A 20,783-nucleotide genomic window follows, 5' to 3' on the forward strand; every position below is an offset into this window, starting at 1 on the left:
CTCGCACACTTACCAGCCGTTAAGTTTAATTTGTATGGAACAAAACCAATATGAATATAATTATCATTATCGCTTTTACTTTTATATGCACTTTCCCTGCTTGGGCAAGCGAGAACTCGCCATTTCCCATTAGGATTGAACACGCCTTTGGTTCATCCGTTATTACGCAAAAGCCCAAACGTGTTGCCACTGTCGCTTGGGCCAATCATGAAGTGCCATTAGCACTAGGTATTGTCCCCGTTGGTTTTGCTGCCGCCAACTTTGGAGATGATGACGGTGATGGTGTGTTGCCTTGGGTGGCTGATCGACTAAAAGCCTTGAATGCAGACACGCCCATATTGTTTGATGAAGGCGATGGCATCGATTTTGAGGCCGTAGCGGCAACACAACCCGATGTTATTTTAGCCGCTTACTCAGGTTTAAGCCGTTCCGACTACGAGACGCTGAGCATGATAGCGCCAGTGGTTGCCTTTCCCGACAAACCTTGGTCAACCAATTGGCGCAGCATGATTCGCATTAATAGTGCTGGCTTAGGCATGATGGCAGAAGGAGAGGCGCTTATTACTAAAATTGAAACACAAATCGCCGAACGAGTCGCTCAATATCCAGAGCTAAAAGATAAGTCTGCCATGTTTATCACCCACCTAGATCCAACGGATCTCAGTGTCATACATTTTTACAGTACAAACGATGCCCGTGTGAGCTTCTTTGATGACTTGGGACTGCACTCTCCACCAAGCGTGAAAAAAGTCAGCCAGAATGGACAGTTCTCTGGTGAAAGTAGCATTGAGAAAATAGATGAATTTAATGATGTTGATATTTTTGTTACCTATGGCAATAAAGCACTATTGACCCCGTTAACAGAAAATCCACTGATGTCAAAAATGCGCGCTATTAAACATGGCGCCATTGTTATGCTCAGCAATGGTCCGCTCGCCACCGCTGCGAACCCGACTCCATTGTCAATTAGCTGGGTACTGGATGATTACCTTGAAGCCCTTGCTAAGGCGGCACGCAAAGCTGAATTAGCCCAATGATCAGAACTCGATTCAGAAAAGGCCCAGTTACTCGGCCTATCGCTCTCGTTATCCTGTTTGTCATCTTGATCGCCTTGTGCTTTTCATCCATTGCAATCGGTACAAGAAATGTCTCTTGGCAAGAAATCTTGGGTGCTCTTCAGGGTCAAATGAACACCATGGGCGAAGCCGCAGTGACCATGCGCCTACCACGTACTGTTTTAGCTGTCGTTGCTGGCAGTGCACTGGGTTTATCCGGTGCTCTTATGCAAAGTGTGACTCGTAATCCTTTAGCGGACCCTGGTATTTTGGGTGTCAATATTGGCGCGGCTTTCTTTGTGGTCATTGGGCTAGCGTGGTTTGGCATAAATCAGCTGCAAAGCTATGTCTGGCTCGCCATTTTGGGAGCTGGAATAACCGCAATATTTGTGTATTTTATCAGTTCATTAGGCCTTGGAAGACCCACTCCTCTCAAGTTTGCTCTAGCGGGGGCTGCCACCTCAGCAGCCTTGTCTTCATTCACCGTCGCAGTCGTGTTACCTAGAAATGACATTGCTGGCGGTGCCAATTCCTGGCAAATGGGCGGTGTCGGCGGCGCTACATTTGACAGTATACAACTGGTGCTTCCCTTCCTACTCATAGGGTTTCTGATGAGCGCTGTTGTCGCTAAAAAGCTCAATTCTCTTGCGCTTGGGGACGATGTCGCAGCAGGGTTAGGGGAAAATGTTGCTTGGACTCGAGGCATCGCTTGGTTATCTGCCGTTTTACTCTGTGGAGCAACCACCGCTATTTGTGGCCCGATTGGTTTTGTTGGCTTAGTCATTCCTCATTTATGTCGGCTACTCGTCGGGGTAGACAATCGCTGGCTACTCGTTTTTTCTGCACTAGGTGGTGCTTGTTTGTTATTAATAGCCGATATAACAGGACGCATTATATCTCGACCCAGTGAGCTATCAGTCGGTGTGGTAACCGCATTCATTGGCGCGCCTTTCTTTATTTGGATAGTACGTCGTCAGCGAGTGAAGGAACTATGAAAAATAACGTCAATGCTACCCTTTCTCGGATCAAATATGGACGCAAACAGAGATCAAGCCGTTGGAACTGCCTGATTGTCATTCTTTGCCTCTTGGTCATGGCTGCTTTTTCCATCACCTTAAGTTTGGGTCAATCCTTTACCTCTCCAACAGAGGTCTTAAAGGTGCTCTTGGGTGAAAATGTGCCGGGAGCGTCTTTTGTCGTTGGCCACCTGCGCCTCCCCCGGGCTGTCATTTCACTTCTAGTCGGCATGAGTTTTGGTATGGCAGGCGTCGCCTTTCAAATCATGTTGAGAAACCCACTTGCCAGTCCTGACATTATTGGCGTGAGCTCCGGCACCACGGCCGCAGCCGTATTTGCCATTATTGTGTTGAATATGGATGGAGCCAGCGTAGCGTTTTTCTCCATAGTGATGGGGTTACTGGTCGCCATATCCATTTATGCTTTGTCTTATCGCAACGGCGCCGCAGGTACACGACTTATTTTGATCGGTATTGGGGTCTCTGCCATGATTGAAAGCGGCATTGTCTACTTACTATCGCAAGCGCCAGCATGGGACCGACAAGAAGCGCTACGCTGGTTAAGTGGCAGTGTGAATTCCGCTCAATTACATCAAGCCTTGCCATTGCTTATCTCTTTATTGCTATTTGGTGGTTTGTTACTGAGCCGTACGCGGGATATTGAAGCACTGCGCATGGGAGACGATACCGCCCAATCACTCGGTGTTCGAGTTGGAGTGACGCGTATCATCGTCATCACTTCATCTGTCGGCCTAATTGCCGTCGGTGCCTCCATAACAGGTCCCATTGCTTTTGTTGCCTTTCTTTCTGGGCCAATTGCCATGCGACTCATCCAAAACAATGGCTCACTGATTATTCCTTCAGGTCTTATTGGGGCTTGTTTAGTGATGATGGGAGATTACATTGGGCAATTTTTACTGACTAGCCGCTACCCTGTTGGTGTGGTCACCGGCGCCTTAGGCGCACCTTATCTCATCTATTTAATTATTCGCGTGAATCGTAAAGGTGGCTCTCTGTGACACTTAAACACCAATTGATCCTAGATAACCTTACTGCCGGTTATCGTGATAAAACCATCCTTAAAAATATCAACATAGATATTTCGCCCGGCCAAATTACCTCTATCATAGGAGCCAATGCCTGCGGAAAATCCACATTATTGCGCACTATGTCACGCTTACTTACGCCATATAAAGGCCAAGTATTACTCGATGGTAAGTCGATACATAACGCTCCCACTCGACAACTAGCACAAACCCTTGGGCTGCTTCCTCAGTCCCCCATTGCACCAGAAGGCATCACAGTGGGTGACCTTGTTAGCCGAGGACGGCACCCTCATCACGGATTAATGTCTCGCTGGAGCAAAACCGATGACGAAGCCGTCGCCAAAGCGCTAGAAACCACCAAGACCACAGAACTATTAGACCGAGAAGTGGATGAACTTTCTGGCGGCCAACGTCAACGTGTGTGGATAGCCATGGCATTAGCACAAGAAACCGACATATTGCTATTAGACGAGCCAACCACATTTTTGGATGTTGCCCACCAAATTGAAGTCTTAGATCTACTGGTTGAGTTAAATCAAAGTCGCGGTACGACCATAGTGCTGGTATTGCATGATCTCAATTTAGCCTCTCGGTACTCAGATCAGCTGATTGCCATGCAACAGGGACAGATATTTGCCAGCGGCACACCAGAGTTGGTTGTCACAGAAGACATAATTCATACGGTATTTGGTTTACACAGCCACATCATTTCTGACCCTATTTCCGGCGCTCCAATGGTGCTACCCATTGGCCGACACAAAAGAGTCACAAGCCCCTAAACAAAACCATGAGATGTAAGAAGAAACAAATAAGTTATTAATAATCATTAACACTAGCGTTTTTAATTAAGTTATTTGAAAAATAGAAAACGGAGAAGAATATGACCTTAAAATTAAAGCAAAGCCAATGCGCCGCCATGACGCTTTTCTGCTATTCAATTATCACACCAGCGGTTACCTACGCCGCAAACAGTGAAGACGAAACCTTTCGACTGTCTCCCATTATCGTTAATAGCCACGTTGAGGAAGACAACGATTCTGAGTCGATTGTGGCAAAGGAACTATGGGTTGGTGGAAAAGTCGCCACTAGCCTTTTGGATACCCCTGCCTCAGTTAGCGTCATCACGGAAAAAGAAATCCAACAGCGTAACGCCAGCACCACAGAAGAAGTCCTTGAATACACTCCAGGCACAGTAACGGGCTACTACAGTACCGACGACCGAAATGACTACTTCCAAATTCGCGGATTTAGTGCCACAACCTATCGTGATGGATTAACACTTGGCTCCATGAGAGGTATTAGAGAAGACGCTTATGCTTTCGAACGCGTTGAGGTGATTCGTGGCGCGAACTCTACCTTGTTTGGCCCAGCAGACCCCGGTGGGTCAATCAACTTTGTCAGTAAACAGCCAAAATTTGATAAATTCGGAAATGCTTACGTCACCTATGGCTCCAACGATCACAAAGAAGTCGGCATCGATGTTGGCGATACACTCAATGAAGACGAAACACTAGCATATCGATTAACAGGTAAAGTGAAAGACAGCGACCGAGAATACGATTATTCGAAAGACGATTCGCAATTTATTATGAGTGGCCTTTCGTGGGAGCCCAGTGACGATACCAGAGCGAACTTGATCCTTGACTACCTCAAAACCGATTCATCACCAAACAGCGGCGGTTACCCTGCGGGCAAAGAATACGACAGCAGCATACTCTATGGCGAACCGGATTATAACTCCCATGATGTGGAGCGCACCAACATCAGCGCACAAATTACCCACAACTTTGATAACGGCTTCAAAGCCATTTCAAATTTACGATACAGTGATGCCGAAGACAATTTTGGTTATTTGTATTTGAGTAAATATTCTTCAGACACATCTGGAACAACTATGGGTCGCGACTACTATGGCCAAGATTCCAAACTGGAACAGTTTAATGGCAATTTGCTAGGACAATACGACATCAGCTTTGATCGTCTCGACAGCAGCACAGTATTTGGCATCGAGTATCAAGATTCGACAACCGATTCCACAGCCTACTATGGAAGTGCGTCAAGCATTGATATTAATAACCCAGTGCATTCTGGTGCCCCTACAAACATACCGGTTTACAGCAGCACACAAAGCAATTACCAAACAAAAGCCCTGCTGATCCAACAAAACTTCGCATTAGATGACAAATACATTCTTACCCTTGGTGCGCGACACGATGACATTGATGTTGATCAATTAAACTATTTAACCGAGACAAAATCGTCTAATGATTTTTCAGAAGACACATTTCGCTCGGCATTCACATACAAACTTACCAATGAAGTCTCTGCCTACATCAGTCAAGTAGAATCCGTCGCACCACCATCTGCAACGAGTACAAAAATTGTCCGTGGTGAACAACTTGAAATTGGCGCAAAGTACGCTCCAAACAGTATAAACGCCCTGTTCTCTGTGGCGGTTTATGACCTCGAAAAAAGCAATGTAGAAACCGCTTCTTTCCAAGGTAGCGGTATCGTTCGTGAAACCATTGGTAAAAATCGAGTGAAAGGTATTGATCTAGAAGCCAGAGCGGAATTGACAGAAAACCTAAGCGTATCAGGTGGTTACTCCTACATGGAGCCAAAAATCACCAAAGATGATACATACGAAGGTAAAAGCATCTCATACACGCCAACACATTCCGCTTCTGTATGGGGACACTACACACTACCACGTCAAGACATGTCTGTAGGATTAGGCGCTCGCTACATCGGCTCTTACTACTTCAGTAATAGCAATGATGCCAAAAGTGAAGCCGCTATGATCGTTGACGTCTCTTTTGGTTATGACATAACCAAAGCCACACAACTTTCGATGAACATCAGCAATTTGTTTGGCAAAGAATACGTGGCAGGATCAGGCTCCGCCGATTTCTACAATCCTAGCCGAAATATAACAGCAACACTCAAGCACGATTGGTAATACAACACATAAAGCAAGATAAGTTAAAACAGTTCCCTTTATCAGCCAGAGTGCCCTGCATTCTGGCTTTTTTATCGCATTCAAAAACGATTTAGAGATAAGCACTAAGCTATAAATTAGGAAAGGTATTCATAACAAGGGTTATTAACTTATGAAAAATGGTACGCCCGAGAGGATTCGAACCTCCGGCCTTCGCCTCCGGAGGGCGACGCTCTATCCAGCTGAGCTACGGGCGCATGACAATGGCTTATTTAGTCAAGCAATTTGGAGTGCGTATTCTAAAGGAAATTTTTCAGGATTCCAGTGCTTAATCACATAAACATTGCGATTGTTAAGAAGAGAAGCTAATTCGCTGAAGTTCTTTAATTTCAAAATCAGCCACATACTTTGGGTTTTCTTCAAGAAACGCTTTAAAGACCTCTGTTTCCATATTATTTAGCCAATGCGCTCTACTCTCCCAACGCTCAAACACAACAAAGACATCTGTCCGGCCTTTCTCTTGATATATATCGTACTGTAAACAGCCAGAAGATTGTCTTATGAACTCCAAAAGTGATAGTACTTTACTCTTAAGCTCACTCACCTTACCAGAGCGGGCAATAATGGTTACTGTAAAAACTAATTCATCCGTCATATTGCTCCCTTATCTATCAAATAGTACTGTCCTTCATCATCTTATTTTCTATACTAAAATAGCTTGTATAGAAATGATATTGAAACGAATTTAATCTATAACCACATAAAAGCGCCTAACACCATTACATAGGAATTCCAGTGGCATTAACATCTAAACGATTGCACCAAGGTATACAGCTTATTATTTTGTACACCGCTTTATTTCTTTTACCAAGTAATTATGCGAACGCGCAGCGCACAGGGGATCAGCTTTTCAATACCTATTGCATCGCTTGCCATATGAGCGGGGTCGCTGGTGCCCCCAAGTTTGGTGATAACACAGACTGGCAACCACGCATCAACAAAGGAATAGACAAGTTACTAAGTAATGCAATAAATGGCATAAAAGCCATGCCACCACGAGGGTTTTGTATGGACTGTAGCGATGATGAGTTAAAGATCGCGATTCAATATATGATAGAAAACAGCCAAAAATAGCAAAGCATATCAATCATTAAGCATGGCTTTTAAAGCCGATAAAGAGGCTTGGCCCCGTTCTTTTTTAGCCGTTTCACCTTCATCGCCTCGGCCTTCCCAAACCAAATCTTCTTCAGGCAGCTCATCTAAGAAGCGACTCGGTAAACAGTCGATTTCTTCTCCATATTGGCGACGCTTTGCCGCCATGGTAATGCATAAGCTTCTTTTCGCACGAGTAATGCCAACATAAGCAAGTCGACGCTCTTCTTCGATGTCATCATTTTCAATACTGTTTCGATGAGGTAACAGCTCTTCCTCACAGCCAATTAAAAACACATGAGGGTATTCCAAACCTTTTGAGGCATGCAGAGTTAGCAGCTGCACCTTATCTTCGTCCTCTTCTTCCTCTTGACGTTCCAGCATATCGATCAATAACAGCTTACTAATAGCCTGATCGAGTCCGGCGGTTTCATCTTCTTCCCAAGCGGACTCCATCATGCGCTGAATCGAATCCAATAAGAAACGAACATTTTCAATACGACGATCTGCCGCTTTGCTAGAAGAAGTTTGCTCCTGAATCCAGCCGTAATAATCCATGTCATGAATCATTTGTTCAATCACAGGAACAGGAGAAGCGCCCTCTAGCCGTTGACGTAATACGGACATCCAACGCTCAAAGTCTTGCAGGCTTTTTAGTGAACGCCCTGTTACCGTTTCTTCCAGTTCTTTATAACCAGATGCCTCAAATAAGCTAACCCCTCGCTCTGTGGCAAGGTTACCCACCTTTTCTAAGGTGGCAGGGCCAATTTCTCGGCGCGGCAAGTTCACGATACGCAAAAAAGCATTATCGTCTGATGGGTTTACCAAGAGGCGTAAATAACTCATTAAATCTTTGATCTCAGCACGGGAGAAAAAAGAAGTGCCGCCATTTATCTTGTAGGGAATACGATAAGCTTGCAGCTTGATTTCTAACAGACGAGCTTGGTGATTGCCTCGATAAAGAATCGCGAAATCTCGATAGGGAATCTCATGGCGTAAATGCCGTGATTGGATTTCTGCGGCCACGCGCTCAGATTCAGCATCTTCATTACGGGTCACCATAACGCGAATAGGGTCGCCAATACCAAGATCACTCCACAGCGCCTTGTCATAAACGTGAGGGTTATTGGCAATCAGAGTGTTGGCCGCTTTCAAGATGGTTTTAGTAGAACGATAGTTTTGCTCTAATTTGACCAATTTTAAATTCGGATAATCTACCGATAAGCGCTCTAGGTTTTCAGGACGTGCGCCACGCCATGCATAAATGGATTGGTCATCATCGCCCACTAGAGTAAAACAACGGCGATACCCTGCCAGCAAACGAATCAACTCATACTGACTACCGTTAGTATCTTGGCACTCATCCACCAATAAATAGCGCACTTTTTTCTGCCAACGATCACGTAACTCTTCATCCGCCATCAATAAGCTAACCGGCAACAAAATTAAATCATCAAAATCCACCGCGTTATAAGCGCGTAAATACCGCTGATATTGGGCATAGACTTGTGCTGCTAATAAAAACTCTTCGGTATCAGCATTGGTCATAGCCTCATTCGGGGTGGTAAGGTCATTTTTCCAATTCGATACCGTGTTCTGACAATAGGCCGCAGAGTCCGTTTGACCATTGAATTCTTTGTCCAAAATTTCCTTGATCAAACTTAGGGAATCTTGGGAATCAAATAGAGTAAAACCTTCCTTTAAGCCCGCCCTACGAAATTCTCTGCGCAGAATTCTTAAACCAAGATTATGAAATGTCGAAATACTCAGACCACGGCTTTCTGGCTTGGAAAGCATACCAACCACACGCTCTTTCATCTCACGAGCCGCTTTATTGGTAAAGGTTACGGCAATAATACTATTAGCTTTAAAGCCGCAGGTTTGAATTAAGTAGGCAATTTTTGTGGTGATTACACTGGTCTTTCCAGAACCAGCCCCAGCCAATACCAGTAAAGGTCCATCAATTTTCTTGACCGCATCGAGTTGACGCTCGTTCAGGTTTCTCAAACGTTGAGATATAGATGGAAGGGATTCACTCATGAAAAACTCAGGCTCAAAAGGCAATTAAAAATCAATGCTAAGTGTACCCGACATTGCATCGGCTCGCACAAGGTTCATAACAGTCAAAATAAAAAGCGAAAACAAATAACTCTGCTGCTCCATTTTAAAAAGACATCATGAGAGCAACACCCCATTCATTAGAGTTGTTAGCAGGTACAATACGGTTGCCTTGGGCATTTGTTACTACATCAGACTCGGCAATATCCCAATGCTCATAAAAGGGCTCGATAATGACACCGCCACCACCTTGCTCAGCAAGCGGCTTCTCGAAGCTCACGGCAATACGAACGCCATAGCCATCATCTTGCCTGAAGGTAACATCAGAATTACCAGGAAGGTCGCCAAAATTCGAATGATTAACACCTTTAATTAAACCATCATATTCAATACGACCACCTACTAACCACATCAGACCATTAGGTAATGCCTTCCACTCAAGCCCTATAGGGTTATAAAAATAAACCTGCTCTCGCTCATACCCCACATTATCAGTTGCACTCAAGTTGCCTCTAGAATCATCATTCAGATAACGATACCCCAAGCCCACAAAAGGCGTCATGCGATGGGTGTCATTAAGGTTAAAGTCTCGTCCCAGCATGGCCCTTAGTTCATAAACAACATTAGGAATATCTTCAAAAAAATCCGAGGCCTTATAATCCATATCGCCGCTGGCATAAGACGCTTCGAATATGGTGGCAGCAAAACCGTTATGGGACGAAACACGCCCAGCCACACCAAACAAGGAACCTTTTTGGCGCATGACGTCAGGTTCTTTGTACTTAATAGAAGACCAATAAGGCCCAAGACTAAACTCGAGAGGTTGAGGCTCCTCTGCAGCCAATAATAATGGACTGCTGAAAGCCAGAAAGACTAAAACAAAACCCTGTTTTACATGAGACATACCCAACTCCCAAGGCACCTATGTCTTTATTATAGTAAAACGCTATCCTAACCTTGCCAACTGTCTATTTTATAAACAATGCATTTTTTATTAAGATGCCACCGAGGTAAGCGTCTTCTCCATTTTCCGATAACTCAAAGATTCCATTAAATGCTTTCTTTGTACTTCACAGGCACTTAAATCTGCCAAGGTTAATGCCACTTTTAATACCCTGTGATAAGCGCGAGCCGAGAGTTTTAGGGTTTCTAAGGCTTGCTGCATAAAAGCCTTATCAGCATCATTCAATGCACAAATAGTCTCCAGTTGTCGTCCGCTAAGTTGATTATTACGCAAGCCTTGCCTTGCTCTTTGCCGCTCTACCGCCACTTCAACTCGCTGGCGTATTACCTCGCTAGATTCCCCTTCTTCTTGAGCGTTGACTAAAATAGTTGAGGGCAAAGGAGGCACCTCCACATGTAAGTCAATGCGGTCTAAAAAAGGTGCCGAAAGTTTTTTGAGATATTTTTGGCTGGCACTGGACTGGTAATAATCTTGCCCTCCCGTATAGGCTTCATTACTGGCATTCATTGCGGCGACCAATTGAAAACGTGCCGGAAAGGTAACTTGTCCTCGAGCGCGAGAAATGTGAACTTCGCCGTTTTCTAGTGGTTCCCTTAAAACCTCCAAGACTTTGCGGTCAAACTCAGGAAGTTCATCAAGAAATAAAACACCACAATGGGCCAAAGAAGCCTCACCTGGTTTAGGAATGGAACCGCCACCGACAAGCGCTGCAGCCGAACAAGAATGATGCGGTGAACGAAAGGGTCGCTCAGACCAATGCCAATCTAGGCCCATTTTTCGCCCTGCCACCGACTGCACTGATGCAACCGCAAGGGCTTCTTCTTCTGTCATCACTGGCATAATACTGGGCAAACGGGACGCCAGCATGGTTTTACCTGTTCCCGCAGGCCCAATGAATAAAAGGTTATGGCCGCCTGCTGCTGCAACTTCTAGAGCTCGCCTCGCCTGATATTGACCTTTTACATCCTTCATATCTTTATGCTCTAGAGGCAAAGGTTCAGAAGGTTTAACAAGGCAAGCAGGTAATAAAGATTGTTTGAGTAAGTGCGCCGTTACTTGAGTAAGATGTTTAGCGAACACGGCATCACCTTCCACCAAAGCCGCTTCTTGCTGATTTTCTTCTGGCAATATTAATTGTCGATTTGATTGATGGCAGGCAATAGCAGAAGGCAATAAACCGGGGACGCCACGCACTTCACCTGACAGAGCCAGTTCACCAATGAATTCAAAGCCACGTAGATTTATTTCTCCCAATTGGCCTGACGCAGCCAATACACTAATGGCAATAGCCAAATCATAACGACCACCTTCTTTAGGTAAATCTGCAGGCGCCAAATTGATGGTGACACGCCGGGTAGGAAATTCAAAATGGCTGTTAATAATAGCGCTACGCACACGATCTTTTGCTTCACGTACCGCCGCTTCAGGCAGACCAACAATGTTAAGAGAAGGTAATCCGTTGGAAATATGTGTTTCCACCGTCACCAATGGAGAAGCCACGCCAACACGTGCACGGCTATAGAGGGTCGCTAAACTCATGATCACTCCTTGATCTTACTTCATTTTATAAAGCGACAAGCAATCCAGCTCTTCACTTCTTGCGTATAAACATCCTTATCTATTATGAGATTGCACATTCAAATGCATCAGATAAACCCAACCAAATTACTTCTCTCTAAATGGACGTCGACTTCACCCAAGCAAAGAGAAAAGCATTTCATCGTCATTAAGCTCATTCGTGATGAACAAAATACGATTGTTAACTGCATCCTTGAGGCCGCAATAACCAAAAAGCAGTACACCATAAGATGGCAGGATCTCAAAAGTACAGAGAATTGGCAACAAGGCTGGAAGTAACGACTTACTCTTTAGGTTCTGCCTCTGCAGGTGCGGCACTCTTAGTCGCCGCCTTAGCAGTCGTTTTTCTCACTGGGGCCTTTTTGGCCGCAGGCGCTTTTTTTGCCGCAGGTGCTCGCTTCGCCGGTGCTTTCTTAACGACCAAAGCAGGCGTTTCTAATTCAGTAATACGTGCTTCTAAAGCCATCAAACGTTCACGGTACTTTGCCAACATAGCCGCTTGCACTTCAAATTCTTCACGAGTCACCAGATCCATCTTCATCAAAGTATTTCGAGCCACCTGATGCAATTGTCCCTGTATTTCTTCTTTCGGTAATTTAGCCAAGGTATCAGCAGCTTGTTCTAAGCCTGCCCCTAATTGCTTTATAAATTGATTTAGCATTTCATCCTCACTTTATCACTTACAATATCTCTTTAGTATAAAAGCCTAAGTGCCAAGTGTCTTGGCCTAATATCTCGCTAAGTTAATAAAGGTCAATTATGAGCACGCCCCCCAACGCACATGTTGCGCCCCTATACTGTGCAAAAAATAGATACAGCTCCGTAAAAACAAGACATTTTTTTCTAAACAGGGCACACCGTAAGCACATAAGAAAGCAATTATTTTATATATAAAACAACACAATAGAGTTTTCATACAAACCACAAAACAAACATCGCACCAAAAAAGAACGCAAAACAAACGACGCCCCTAAGATGCCGCACTAAATCAAGCCTATTTGGTCATTGGTACTTCCTTAAAAATAACAAAACCTTTACAGCATGGCGGTTACACTGGTGTTTTCACATGTGGCACACATATTGAATAAGCCTACCTACCTACGATAAGACAATAAACTGACTTTAACTATAAAAGGAGACAGTGGGTATGAAGCTTATAACAGCCATCATCAAGCCATTTAAACTCGATGATGTTCGAGAAGCCCTTTCTGAAATTGGTGTTCAAGGCATCACCGTAACAGAAGTAAAAGGTTTCGGACGTCAAAAAGGCCATACAGAGCTATACCGTGGTGCAGAATACGTAGTGGATTTTCTACCAAAAGTAAAAATCGAACTCGCCATTGCTGACGATATGACTGACCAAGTTGTCGAAGCAATAACTGGTGCAGCGAATACAGGTAAAATCGGCGACGGTAAAATCTTTATCGTTAATCTAGAACAAGCGGTTCGTATTCGTACCGGAGAGACTGGGGTAGAAGCAGTTTAATCACTGCTCGAATCTTACAAGCCTTTAGGGGGGCGAAACATGCAAGATCAAATTTTTCACTTACAATATGCCATGGACACCTTTTACTTCTTGGTGTGTGGCGCACTGGTTATGTGGATGGCAGCTGGCTTTGCCATGCTTGAAGCAGGCCTAGTACGAGCTAAAAACACGACAGAAATTCTGACTAAAAACGTCGCTTTGTTCGCGATTTCCTGCATCATGTACCTAGTATGTGGTTACCACCTAATGTACGGTGGTGATTGGTTCCTAAGCGGTATCCAAGACGTAGATGTTAGCTCTACTCTAACTGACTTTGCAGGTCGTGAAGACGGTTTTGAAGGCGGTTCAATCTACTCTGGCGCTTCTGACTTCTTCTTCCAAGTGGTATTCGTTGCAACGGCTATGTCCATTGTATCTGGTGCTGTCGCTGAACGTATGAAGCTTTGGTCATTCCTTATCTTTGCCGTTGTTATGACTGCCTTCATCTACCCAATGGAAGGTAACTGGACTTGGGGTGGCGGTTCTGTATTCGGTATGTACAGCCTTGGCGACATCGGTTTCTCTGATTTCGCAGGCTCTGGTATCGTTCATATGGCAGGTGCGGCTGCTGCACTAGCTGGTGTAATAATACTTGGGGCTCGTAAAGGCAAATATGGCCCTAACGGTGAAGTACGTGCGATTCCTGGTGCTAACCTACCTCTAGCGACACTAGGTACTTTCATCCTTTGGATGGGTTGGTTCGGTTTCAACGGTGGTTCTGTATTGAAACTTGGCGATATCGCTAGCGCTAACTCTGTTGCTATGGTGTTCCTAAACACGAATGCTGCAGCGGCTGGTGGTGCGATTGGTGCTCTTATCCTTGCTCGCATTCTATTCGGTAAAGCGGATCTAACCATGCTTCTTAACGGTGCATTGGCAGGTCTGGTTGCTATTACAGCTGAACCTTCTACTCCTTCTGCCCTTGGTGCAACACTCATTGGTGTTGTCGGTGGTCTGATCGTAGTGGTATCTATCCTGACTCTAGACAAACTCAAAATTGATGATCCAGTGGGCGCGATCTCTGTTCACGGTGTGGTTGGTCTTTGGGGCTTGTTAGCAGTGCCACTAACTAACGATGGCGCTTCTTTCTACGCACAAATCGTTGGTGCAATCACCATCTTTGTTTGGGTCTTCGCTGCCAGCCTTGTTACTTGGTTGATCATCAAAGCCATCATGGGTGTTCGTGTCTCTGAAGAAGAAGAATACGAAGGTGTTGACCTTTCTGAATGTGGTATGGAAGCGTACCCAGAATTCAGCAAAAAATAAGTCATTCCGTAAGCATTAAAGCTTGCTCAATAAAAACCTCGCTTCGGCGGGGTTTTTCTTTTTGTAAAAAGAAATTCTTTATAACTCATAGCCTCGTCATAATGTTTAACGTCATAATGTCTGAAAATCTAACCGATTATTAGGGTTCCTCATGCTAGAAGATTTACATTTAAAAATTCGTAATTTGACCAACAAAGATTACGAGGAAGTAAAAGTATTAATGGATAAGGTCTACCATGACATAGGTGGTTCTTGGCCTGAACACACCATACATAAATTAATTAAAGACTTTCCTGAAGGCCAAATTTGCCTCGAAGATCATGACAAGATTGTCGGCATTGCCCTCTCCGTGCAAGCGAGCTACCAACGCTTTAGTAACCCCCACACCTATGACGACCTAATTGACCAAAAAGAAAACCTCTTGAACGATCCTAAGGGCGATGCCATGTACGGTTTAGACCTATTGATCGCACCGGAATACCGAGGCTACCGTCTTGGTCGCCGCCTTTACGAAGCCCGCAAAGAGCTCTGTCGTCAACATAACCTCCGTGCCATTCTGGCTGGTGGCCGTATCCCTAACTACCATGAACATGCCCATGAAATGTCGGCAGCTGAATACTTGGATGCCGTCCGTGAACGTCGCGTTTATGACCCGACTTTAACCTTTCAATTATCCAACGACTTTCAAGTCACTCGACTATTAAAACGCTACCTTCCAGAAGATGAAAAGTCACAAGGTTATGCAACACTTTTAGAATGGAAAAATATCTTCTTTGCACCGGAAACCACCGTCATTCGATCAAAAAAGACACAAGTTCGAATTGGTGCGATTCAATGGCAAATGCGTGAAGTAGAAAGTGTCGATGAGCTATTAACACAGGTAGAGTATTTCATTGATGCTGTGTCGGATTATCAGAGTGATTTTGTTTTATTTCCAGAGTTCTTCAATGCGCCATTAATCGGCTTAAGCCCAGACCAAAAAAACCAGACAGAAGCCATTCGTTTTCTGGCAAGCTTTACTGAACGTTTCAAAAATGAAATGTCTCAACTGGCGGTCAGCTATAACATCAATGTAATTACTGGCTCTATGCCGTTAATTGAAAATGATGTCAGCTATAATATCAGCTATTTATGCCGTCGCGATGGCACGGTAGAAGAACAGAAAAAAATCCATATCACACCACATGAGCGACGTGACTGGATTATAGAAGGTGGCAATGATCTTAAGGTCTTTGACACCGATGCAGGCCGTATTGGTATTTTGATTTGTTACGATGTGGAATTCCCAGAGCTGGGCCGTTTGCTCGCAGAACAAGATATGGATATCCTTTTTGTCCCCTTCTGGACCGATACTAAAAACGGCTACCTACGAGTACGCAATTGCGCTCAAGCCCGTGCCATAGAGAATGAATGCTACGTGGTTATATGCGGCAGCTGTGGCAACTTGCCTCAAGTTGAAAATTTGGACATTCAATACGCCCAAAGTGCGGTATTTTCTCCATCCGACTTTTCCTATCCACATGACGCTATCATGGCTGAGACGACCCCTAATAGCGAAATGATCATGTTCTCAGATCTAGACCTTGATAAGCTGAAGTTAACTCGAAGCGAAGGCTCGGTAAATAATTTAAAAGATCGCCGAACTGACCTTTATTCACTTAACTGGAAAAAATAACTCTACAGTTTGCCCTATGATAACATGGACGTTATTCACTAATTCATTATCACGAGAAGCTGATAAATCACCTTCTCGCTTCATAAAGAGAAGATCATGGCCAAAGCAAAAACTGCCTTTGTCTGCAATGAGTGCGGTTCTGACTACGCTAAGTGGCAAGGCCAATGCCAAGCCTGTGGTGCATGGAACTCCTTATCCGAAATCCGCTTAACCTCTGGAAAAACCTCAGCACGCGTTTCTGCGAACCAAGACCCACGCTATCAAGGCTACGCAGGCGCCGTTACTGGCATACAGAATTTATCAGACATTGATTTAGGTGACGTACCACGGTTCAGCTCTGGCGCCAATGAATTTGACCGCGTATTGGGGGGCGGTTTAGTCCCCGGCGGTGTGGTATTAATCGGTGGTTCACCCGGCGCCGGTAAAAGCACCCTATTGTTGCAAACCATGTGTTGGTTGGCACAACAACAAAGTGCCTTATATGTCACAGGAGAAGAGTCCCTGCAACAAGTTGCCATGCGGGCTAAGCGTCTTGGATTGCCGACTCAGAACCTGAAAATGCTATCGGAAACCAATGTAGAAGCCATCTTAACCACCGCTCAACAAGTCAAACCGAAAGTCATGGTCATCGACTCCATTCAGGTTATGCATTTGGATGGTATTGAATCGGCACCAGGTAGCGTTTCTCAAGTTAGAGAAAGTGCCGCTGTTCTCACCCGTTTCGCCAAGCAAACCCAAACCGCAGTCTTGCTAGTAGGTCACGTAACGAAAGACGGCACATTGGCAGGCCCAAAAGTATTGGAGCATATGGTGGATTGCTCAGTACTATTAGAGGGTTCCGAAGACTCACGTTTTCGCACCCTAAGAGGTATGAAAAACCGCTTTGGTGCCATCAACGAACTGGGGGTTTTCGCCATGCTAGAGAATGGCCTCAAGGAAGTAAAAAATCCAAGTTCGATCTTCTTGAATCGTAGCAATCACCCTGCTGCTGGCAGCCTTGTCATGGTCGTTTGGGAAGGAACTCGCCCGTTGTTAGTGGAGCTGCAAGCGCTGGTGGATGACTCTCTGCTTGGTAACCCAAGACGAATCACAGTAGGCTTCGATCATAATCGTCTCGCTATGCTGTTGGCTGTTTTGCACAAACACGGTGGTTTGCTGACATCAGATCAAGATGTTTACCTCAATGTAGTCGGTGGTGTAAAAGTGCTCGAAACCAGCGCAGATCTGGCCGCAATTTCTGCGGTGGTATCCAGCTTTCGCGATATGGTTTTACCACACGATCTGGTGGTATTAGGAGAAGTTGGGTTATCTGGAGAAATTCGCCCTGTCCCATCAGGACAAGAGCGCATTAGCGAAGCAGCCAAACATGGCTTTACTCGAGCCGTCGTTCCAAAGGCCAATTGTCCTAAAAAGCCTATCGAAGGCATGACCGTCATTGGCGTAGAACGACTTTCGGAAGCCTTAGAAGCGATTTTCGAACACTAAACCTTAGTCATTGCTCAATTGAAATAGGTCTGCCACGGGCTCATCCTCCATACCATAAGGTAGAGCCTTGGCCGAATCGGCTTCTAAGCGGTCAGCTCGAGCTTTAAGTAAACGTGCGCGTCGATGTTTACATAATTCTAAGATGTGAAAACGTTCTTCATTAGATAAAGAAAACCAGTGAAAGCGTTCTTCTCGACTGCGCAAACAACCTTTGCAGAAACCCTTTTTGCTATTCACACACACACTACGACAAGGGCTTTCTACGGTAAACAGTTCAATTTGCTCCATACGCCCTCCTCCGTCTTATTGCGTAACTAGTTGAAAGTCATACACTTCTTCTGGAGATAGAAAATACACCCTGTCTGCGGGCGCAGCGTCTAGCGAAAACCAATAAAATCGATCTGGCACGCCCATTTCCAAGTAAAAATTCACATAGGTTGCGTGAATCGAATCAGCCATATTAACTTCTGTTGCTTTAATGCTAGAGCCATCAGACCAAGAATGCACACCAACACCCGCTCCGGCACCAATGGTACGTTCAATACCGCCAAGAAAGAGATCCACCCCACCAGATAAAACATAGCCAGTTCGAGCAATATGAGTATTCAGCCCAAGACGATGAATCAAACGAGCGCCTTCCATGGTAGCTTCTTGATCCACAGACCCAGGAATATCAACCAACACAAGATCCGTGATATTAGGGTTTTGCTTAACAAAATCCGTTAGCTTCTCAACTAAATCATGGCCTAAGACACCAGATAAATAAGCCGTGTTGTTTTCTACTTCAATACTTAATTCGCCATCTGTGAGTCCATTATTCTGCTGTACAGAGGAGGCAACACAACCGGCAAGCACAATAGAAGCACAAAGCAATAACCACTTGATCGTGCTTAAGTAGGGTATCTTGGTATTCATTCAGCATCCAATGAGTTGAAAAATCATCTTAGTATTCAGCCATACTAGGCTAAAAACGCAAGTAATTCCTAGGGAAGGTGCGAATAAGTCTACTAAGCCTCAGTCTTTCAGAGAAATCGCCAGATAAGACGTGGCTCTGAAGGAATGTAGGTACCTTTCAAAGAGTCACAACGAAGTATGGCGTTTTCTCTGAAAGACCCGTATGCCTACATGGATGTAGATAATTAGGGCAATGCATAAGCACAAGGATGTGGTGTAGTAGGGCAATGCAGGAGCGATTGCCGTGACAAGAGGGCTTGTTCGCACCTTCCCTAGACCTTGCAATAACTAACACTTTTTTAAACATAAAAAAATGGCCACTTATCATGTGATAAGCAGCCAATAAAACATTTCTCACTGAACTAAAGAGAATAGAAAGAAACATCTGGAATTAAACTAAGAGGGGAAAGCAAAACTCTTCCCCTCACGCACACCCGCTGAAGGCCAACGCTGAGTAATGGTTTTACGTTTGGTATAAAAACGCACCGCATCTGGACCATATGCATGAAGGTCACCAAACAAAGAACGCTTCCAACCACCAAAACTGTGATAGGCCACTGGCACAGGTAAAGGCACATTGATACCAACCATACCCACTTCAATATGATCAGAAAAATAACGCGCCGCTTCACCATCACGGGTAAAAATACAGGTACCGTTGCCGTATTCGTGGTCGTTAATTAAGGTCATCGCTTGTTCCATGGTATCGACTCGAATCACTTGCAGTACTGGACCAAAAATTTCTTGCTGATAGCTTTCCATCTCTTTGGTCACACCATCAATTAACGTCGCGCCCACAAAAAAACCATTCGCATAACCTTCAACGCTTGGGTGACGGCCATCAACCACAATCGTTGCACCTTGCGCTTCAGCGCTATCAATAAAGCCCACCACTTTATCTTTATGCTCTTTGGTAATAACAGGACCAAAGTCGTTCGATTTGTCTGAGCACTCCCCTACCTTGAGAGGTTTCATCGCTTCGGCCATTTTACTGATTAAGGCATCACCCGCGTCTTTGCCAACGGCAACGGCAACAGACAACGCCATGCAGCGCTCACCAGAAGAACCAAATGCCGCGCCAAGTAATTGACTTACAACGTTGTCCATATCGGCATCAGGCATCACGATGGCATGGTTTTTTGCACCCCCCAAAGCTTGGCAGCGTTTACCATTGGCGCTGGCTTTGCTATAGATATATTCCGCAATAGGAGTAGAACCGACAAAGCTCACCGCTTTGACACGCTTGTCTTCTAATAATGTATCAACCGCAACCTTATCACCGTTTACCACATTAAAGACCCCAGCAGGCAAGCCAGCTTCATGCAAAAGTTCGGCAATATACAAAGCCGTACTCGGATCTCGCTCAGATGGTTTCAATACAAAGGTATTACCGCAAACTATCGCCATCGGAAACATCCACAAAGGCACCATTGCGGGGAAGTTAAAGGGAGTTATGCCAGCCACCACACCAAGCGGCTGGAACTCACTCCAAGAATCAATATTCGGACCGACATTTTTGCTGAATTCACCTTTCAATAATTCTGGCGCACCACAGGCATATTCAACGTTTTCAATACCGCGTTGCAGTTCGCCGGCCGCATCGTGACAGATCTTGCCATGCTCAGCCCCAATCAGTTCACAAATACGATCAGAATGTTTTTCCAATAACACCTTATAGTTAAACATAATGCGAGCACGTTTCAGGGCCGGTGTATTACGCCATTCAGGATAGGCTGCTTGGGCAACGGCGATGGCCTCTTCAACGGTTTCTTTTGAAGCAATGGCCACCTTTTTAGCCACTTTCCCCGTGGCAGGATTAAACACATCTTGAGTACGTGAGGCTTGCTCAGATAACTTGCCGCCAATTAAATGTCCGATGGTTTCCATGAACGCTCCATATAGTCAGTGATAATTGTTTTTAGCCTTTTGATAAGATAATAAAGGCAAATAAACATTGAAGATTGACACTACTATGCCAACAGTCATAGATTATAGAAAGTCGATTCTATTAACGCTTAGTTAACCCATTAGTTAACTAATCTTTTACTTAGAAAACAGCAAATAACTGGTT

The 20,783-nt window shown here is 44.8% G+C and carries 19 protein-coding genes and 1 tRNA gene; 11 read left to right on the plus strand and 9 right to left on the minus strand.

Going from position 1 to position 20,783, the window contains the following annotated elements; translation table 11 throughout:
• Positions 1 to 50: 50 nt before the first annotated feature.
• The 5 genes from I8J31_RS14845 (at position 51) to I8J31_RS14865 (ending at position 6,076) form a co-directional block, all read left to right on the plus strand.
• A complete protein-coding gene (locus I8J31_RS14845) occupies positions 51 to 1,037 on the plus strand; it encodes an iron-siderophore ABC transporter substrate-binding protein (RefSeq protein ID WP_199469362.1) in 987 nt (328 codons plus the stop codon).
• Positions 1,034 to 2,050, plus strand: coding sequence for a FecCD family ABC transporter permease (locus I8J31_RS14850; protein ID WP_199469363.1), 1,017 nt, complete (start codon positions 1,034 to 1,036; stop codon positions 2,048 to 2,050). The genes I8J31_RS14845 and I8J31_RS14850 overlap by 4 nt, the downstream gene beginning before the upstream one ends.
• Positions 2,047 to 3,090: a FecCD family ABC transporter permease gene (locus tag I8J31_RS14855; protein WP_199469364.1), complete on the plus strand. Its 1,044-nt coding sequence runs from the start codon at positions 2,047 to 2,049 to the stop codon at positions 3,088 to 3,090. The genes I8J31_RS14850 and I8J31_RS14855 overlap by 4 nt, the downstream gene beginning before the upstream one ends.
• Entirely contained in the window at positions 3,087 to 3,896 is an 810-nt protein-coding gene (locus I8J31_RS14860) for an ABC transporter ATP-binding protein (protein WP_199469365.1), read from the plus strand. The genes I8J31_RS14855 and I8J31_RS14860 overlap by 4 nt, the downstream gene beginning before the upstream one ends.
• A gap of 101 nt (positions 3,897 to 3,997) precedes the next feature.
• The gene (locus I8J31_RS14865; RefSeq protein ID WP_233402810.1) at positions 3,998 to 6,076 is read left to right on the plus strand and encodes a TonB-dependent siderophore receptor; all 2,079 of its coding nucleotides are present in this window, start codon (positions 3,998 to 4,000) and stop codon (positions 6,074 to 6,076) included.
• A 159-nt stretch (positions 6,077 to 6,235) separates the two neighbouring features.
• Here I8J31_RS14865 and I8J31_RS14870 read toward each other — a convergent pair.
• Together I8J31_RS14870 and I8J31_RS14875 are read right to left on the minus strand one after the other, a co-directional pair.
• A tRNA-Arg gene (locus I8J31_RS14870) sits at positions 6,236 to 6,312 on the minus strand.
• A 95-nt stretch (positions 6,313 to 6,407) separates the two neighbouring features.
• Entirely contained in the window at positions 6,408 to 6,710 is a 303-nt protein-coding gene (locus I8J31_RS14875; protein ID WP_199469366.1) for a putative quinol monooxygenase, read from the minus strand.
• A gap of 140 nt (positions 6,711 to 6,850) precedes the next feature.
• Here I8J31_RS14875 and I8J31_RS14880 point away from each other — a divergent pair, with 140 nt between their 5' ends.
• The gene (locus I8J31_RS14880; RefSeq protein ID WP_325101213.1) at positions 6,851 to 7,189 is read left to right on the plus strand and encodes a c-type cytochrome; all 339 of its coding nucleotides are present in this window, start codon (positions 6,851 to 6,853) and stop codon (positions 7,187 to 7,189) included.
• A 9-nt stretch (positions 7,190 to 7,198) separates the two neighbouring features.
• On the opposite strand, the gene rep is transcribed toward I8J31_RS14880, so the two are convergent.
• The 3 genes from rep to I8J31_RS14895 form a co-directional block, all read right to left on the minus strand.
• Positions 7,199 to 9,247 (minus strand): DNA helicase Rep, encoded by a 2,049-nt coding sequence (gene rep, locus I8J31_RS14885; protein WP_199469367.1) that lies wholly within the window; start codon positions 9,245 to 9,247, stop codon positions 7,199 to 7,201.
• 124 nt (positions 9,248 to 9,371) lie between these two features.
• Positions 9,372 to 10,169 carry an autotransporter outer membrane beta-barrel domain-containing protein gene (locus I8J31_RS14890; protein WP_199469368.1) on the minus strand — a complete coding sequence of 266 codons (798 nt, stop codon included), beginning with the start codon at positions 10,167 to 10,169 and terminating at the stop codon, positions 9,372 to 9,374.
• A gap of 90 nt (positions 10,170 to 10,259) precedes the next feature.
• On the minus strand, positions 10,260 to 11,768 hold the full coding sequence (locus I8J31_RS14895) for a YifB family Mg chelatase-like AAA ATPase (RefSeq protein WP_199469369.1): 1,509 nt from the start codon (positions 11,766 to 11,768) through the stop codon (positions 10,260 to 10,262).
• Between the two features lie 102 nt (positions 11,769 to 11,870).
• Between I8J31_RS14895 and I8J31_RS14900 the strand changes: the two genes are divergently transcribed.
• The gene (locus I8J31_RS14900; RefSeq protein ID WP_233402811.1) at positions 11,871 to 12,086 is read left to right on the plus strand and encodes a TIGR02450 family Trp-rich protein; all 216 of its coding nucleotides are present in this window, start codon (positions 11,871 to 11,873) and stop codon (positions 12,084 to 12,086) included.
• A 4-nt stretch (positions 12,087 to 12,090) separates the two neighbouring features.
• Here the strand turns inward: I8J31_RS14900 and I8J31_RS14905 are convergent, their stop codons facing one another.
• Positions 12,091 to 12,468 carry an accessory factor UbiK family protein gene (locus tag I8J31_RS14905; protein ID WP_199469370.1) on the minus strand — a complete coding sequence of 126 codons (378 nt, stop codon included), beginning with the start codon at positions 12,466 to 12,468 and terminating at the stop codon, positions 12,091 to 12,093.
• Between the two features lie 486 nt (positions 12,469 to 12,954).
• Between I8J31_RS14905 and glnK the strand changes: the two genes are divergently transcribed.
• From glnK to radA, 4 genes are all read left to right on the plus strand, one after another.
• Positions 12,955 to 13,293, plus strand: coding sequence for a P-II family nitrogen regulator (gene glnK / locus I8J31_RS14910; RefSeq protein WP_024023270.1), 339 nt, complete (start codon positions 12,955 to 12,957; stop codon positions 13,291 to 13,293).
• 39 nt (positions 13,294 to 13,332) lie between these two features.
• A complete protein-coding gene (locus tag I8J31_RS14915) occupies positions 13,333 to 14,598 on the plus strand; it encodes an ammonium transporter (RefSeq protein ID WP_199469371.1) in 1,266 nt (421 codons plus the stop codon).
• 151 nt (positions 14,599 to 14,749) lie between these two features.
• A complete protein-coding gene (locus tag I8J31_RS14920) occupies positions 14,750 to 16,273 on the plus strand; it encodes a carbon-nitrogen hydrolase family protein (RefSeq protein ID WP_199469372.1) in 1,524 nt (507 codons plus the stop codon).
• 96 nt (positions 16,274 to 16,369) lie between these two features.
• The gene (gene radA / locus I8J31_RS14925; RefSeq protein WP_199469373.1) at positions 16,370 to 17,758 is read left to right on the plus strand and encodes a DNA repair protein RadA; all 1,389 of its coding nucleotides are present in this window, start codon (positions 16,370 to 16,372) and stop codon (positions 17,756 to 17,758) included.
• Positions 17,759 to 17,761: 3 nt separating this feature from the next.
• On the opposite strand, the gene I8J31_RS14930 is transcribed toward radA, so the two are convergent.
• The 3 genes from I8J31_RS14930 to I8J31_RS14940 form a co-directional block, all read right to left on the minus strand.
• Positions 17,762 to 18,046 (minus strand): DUF1289 domain-containing protein, encoded by a 285-nt coding sequence (locus I8J31_RS14930; RefSeq protein WP_199469374.1) that lies wholly within the window; start codon positions 18,044 to 18,046, stop codon positions 17,762 to 17,764.
• Positions 18,047 to 18,061: 15 nt separating this feature from the next.
• On the minus strand, positions 18,062 to 18,673 hold the full coding sequence (locus I8J31_RS14935; protein WP_199469375.1) for a COG3904 family protein: 612 nt from the start codon (positions 18,671 to 18,673) through the stop codon (positions 18,062 to 18,064).
• Positions 18,674 to 19,108: 435 nt separating this feature from the next.
• Positions 19,109 to 20,599 carry a CoA-acylating methylmalonate-semialdehyde dehydrogenase gene (locus I8J31_RS14940; RefSeq protein ID WP_199469376.1) on the minus strand — a complete coding sequence of 497 codons (1,491 nt, stop codon included), beginning with the start codon at positions 20,597 to 20,599 and terminating at the stop codon, positions 19,109 to 19,111.
• Positions 20,600 to 20,783: the final 184 nt, after the last annotated feature.

It is taken from the genome of Marinomonas transparens (assembly GCF_016463975.1).
GTDB classification, from domain to species: domain Bacteria; phylum Pseudomonadota; class Gammaproteobacteria; order Pseudomonadales; family Marinomonadaceae; genus Marinomonas; species Marinomonas transparens.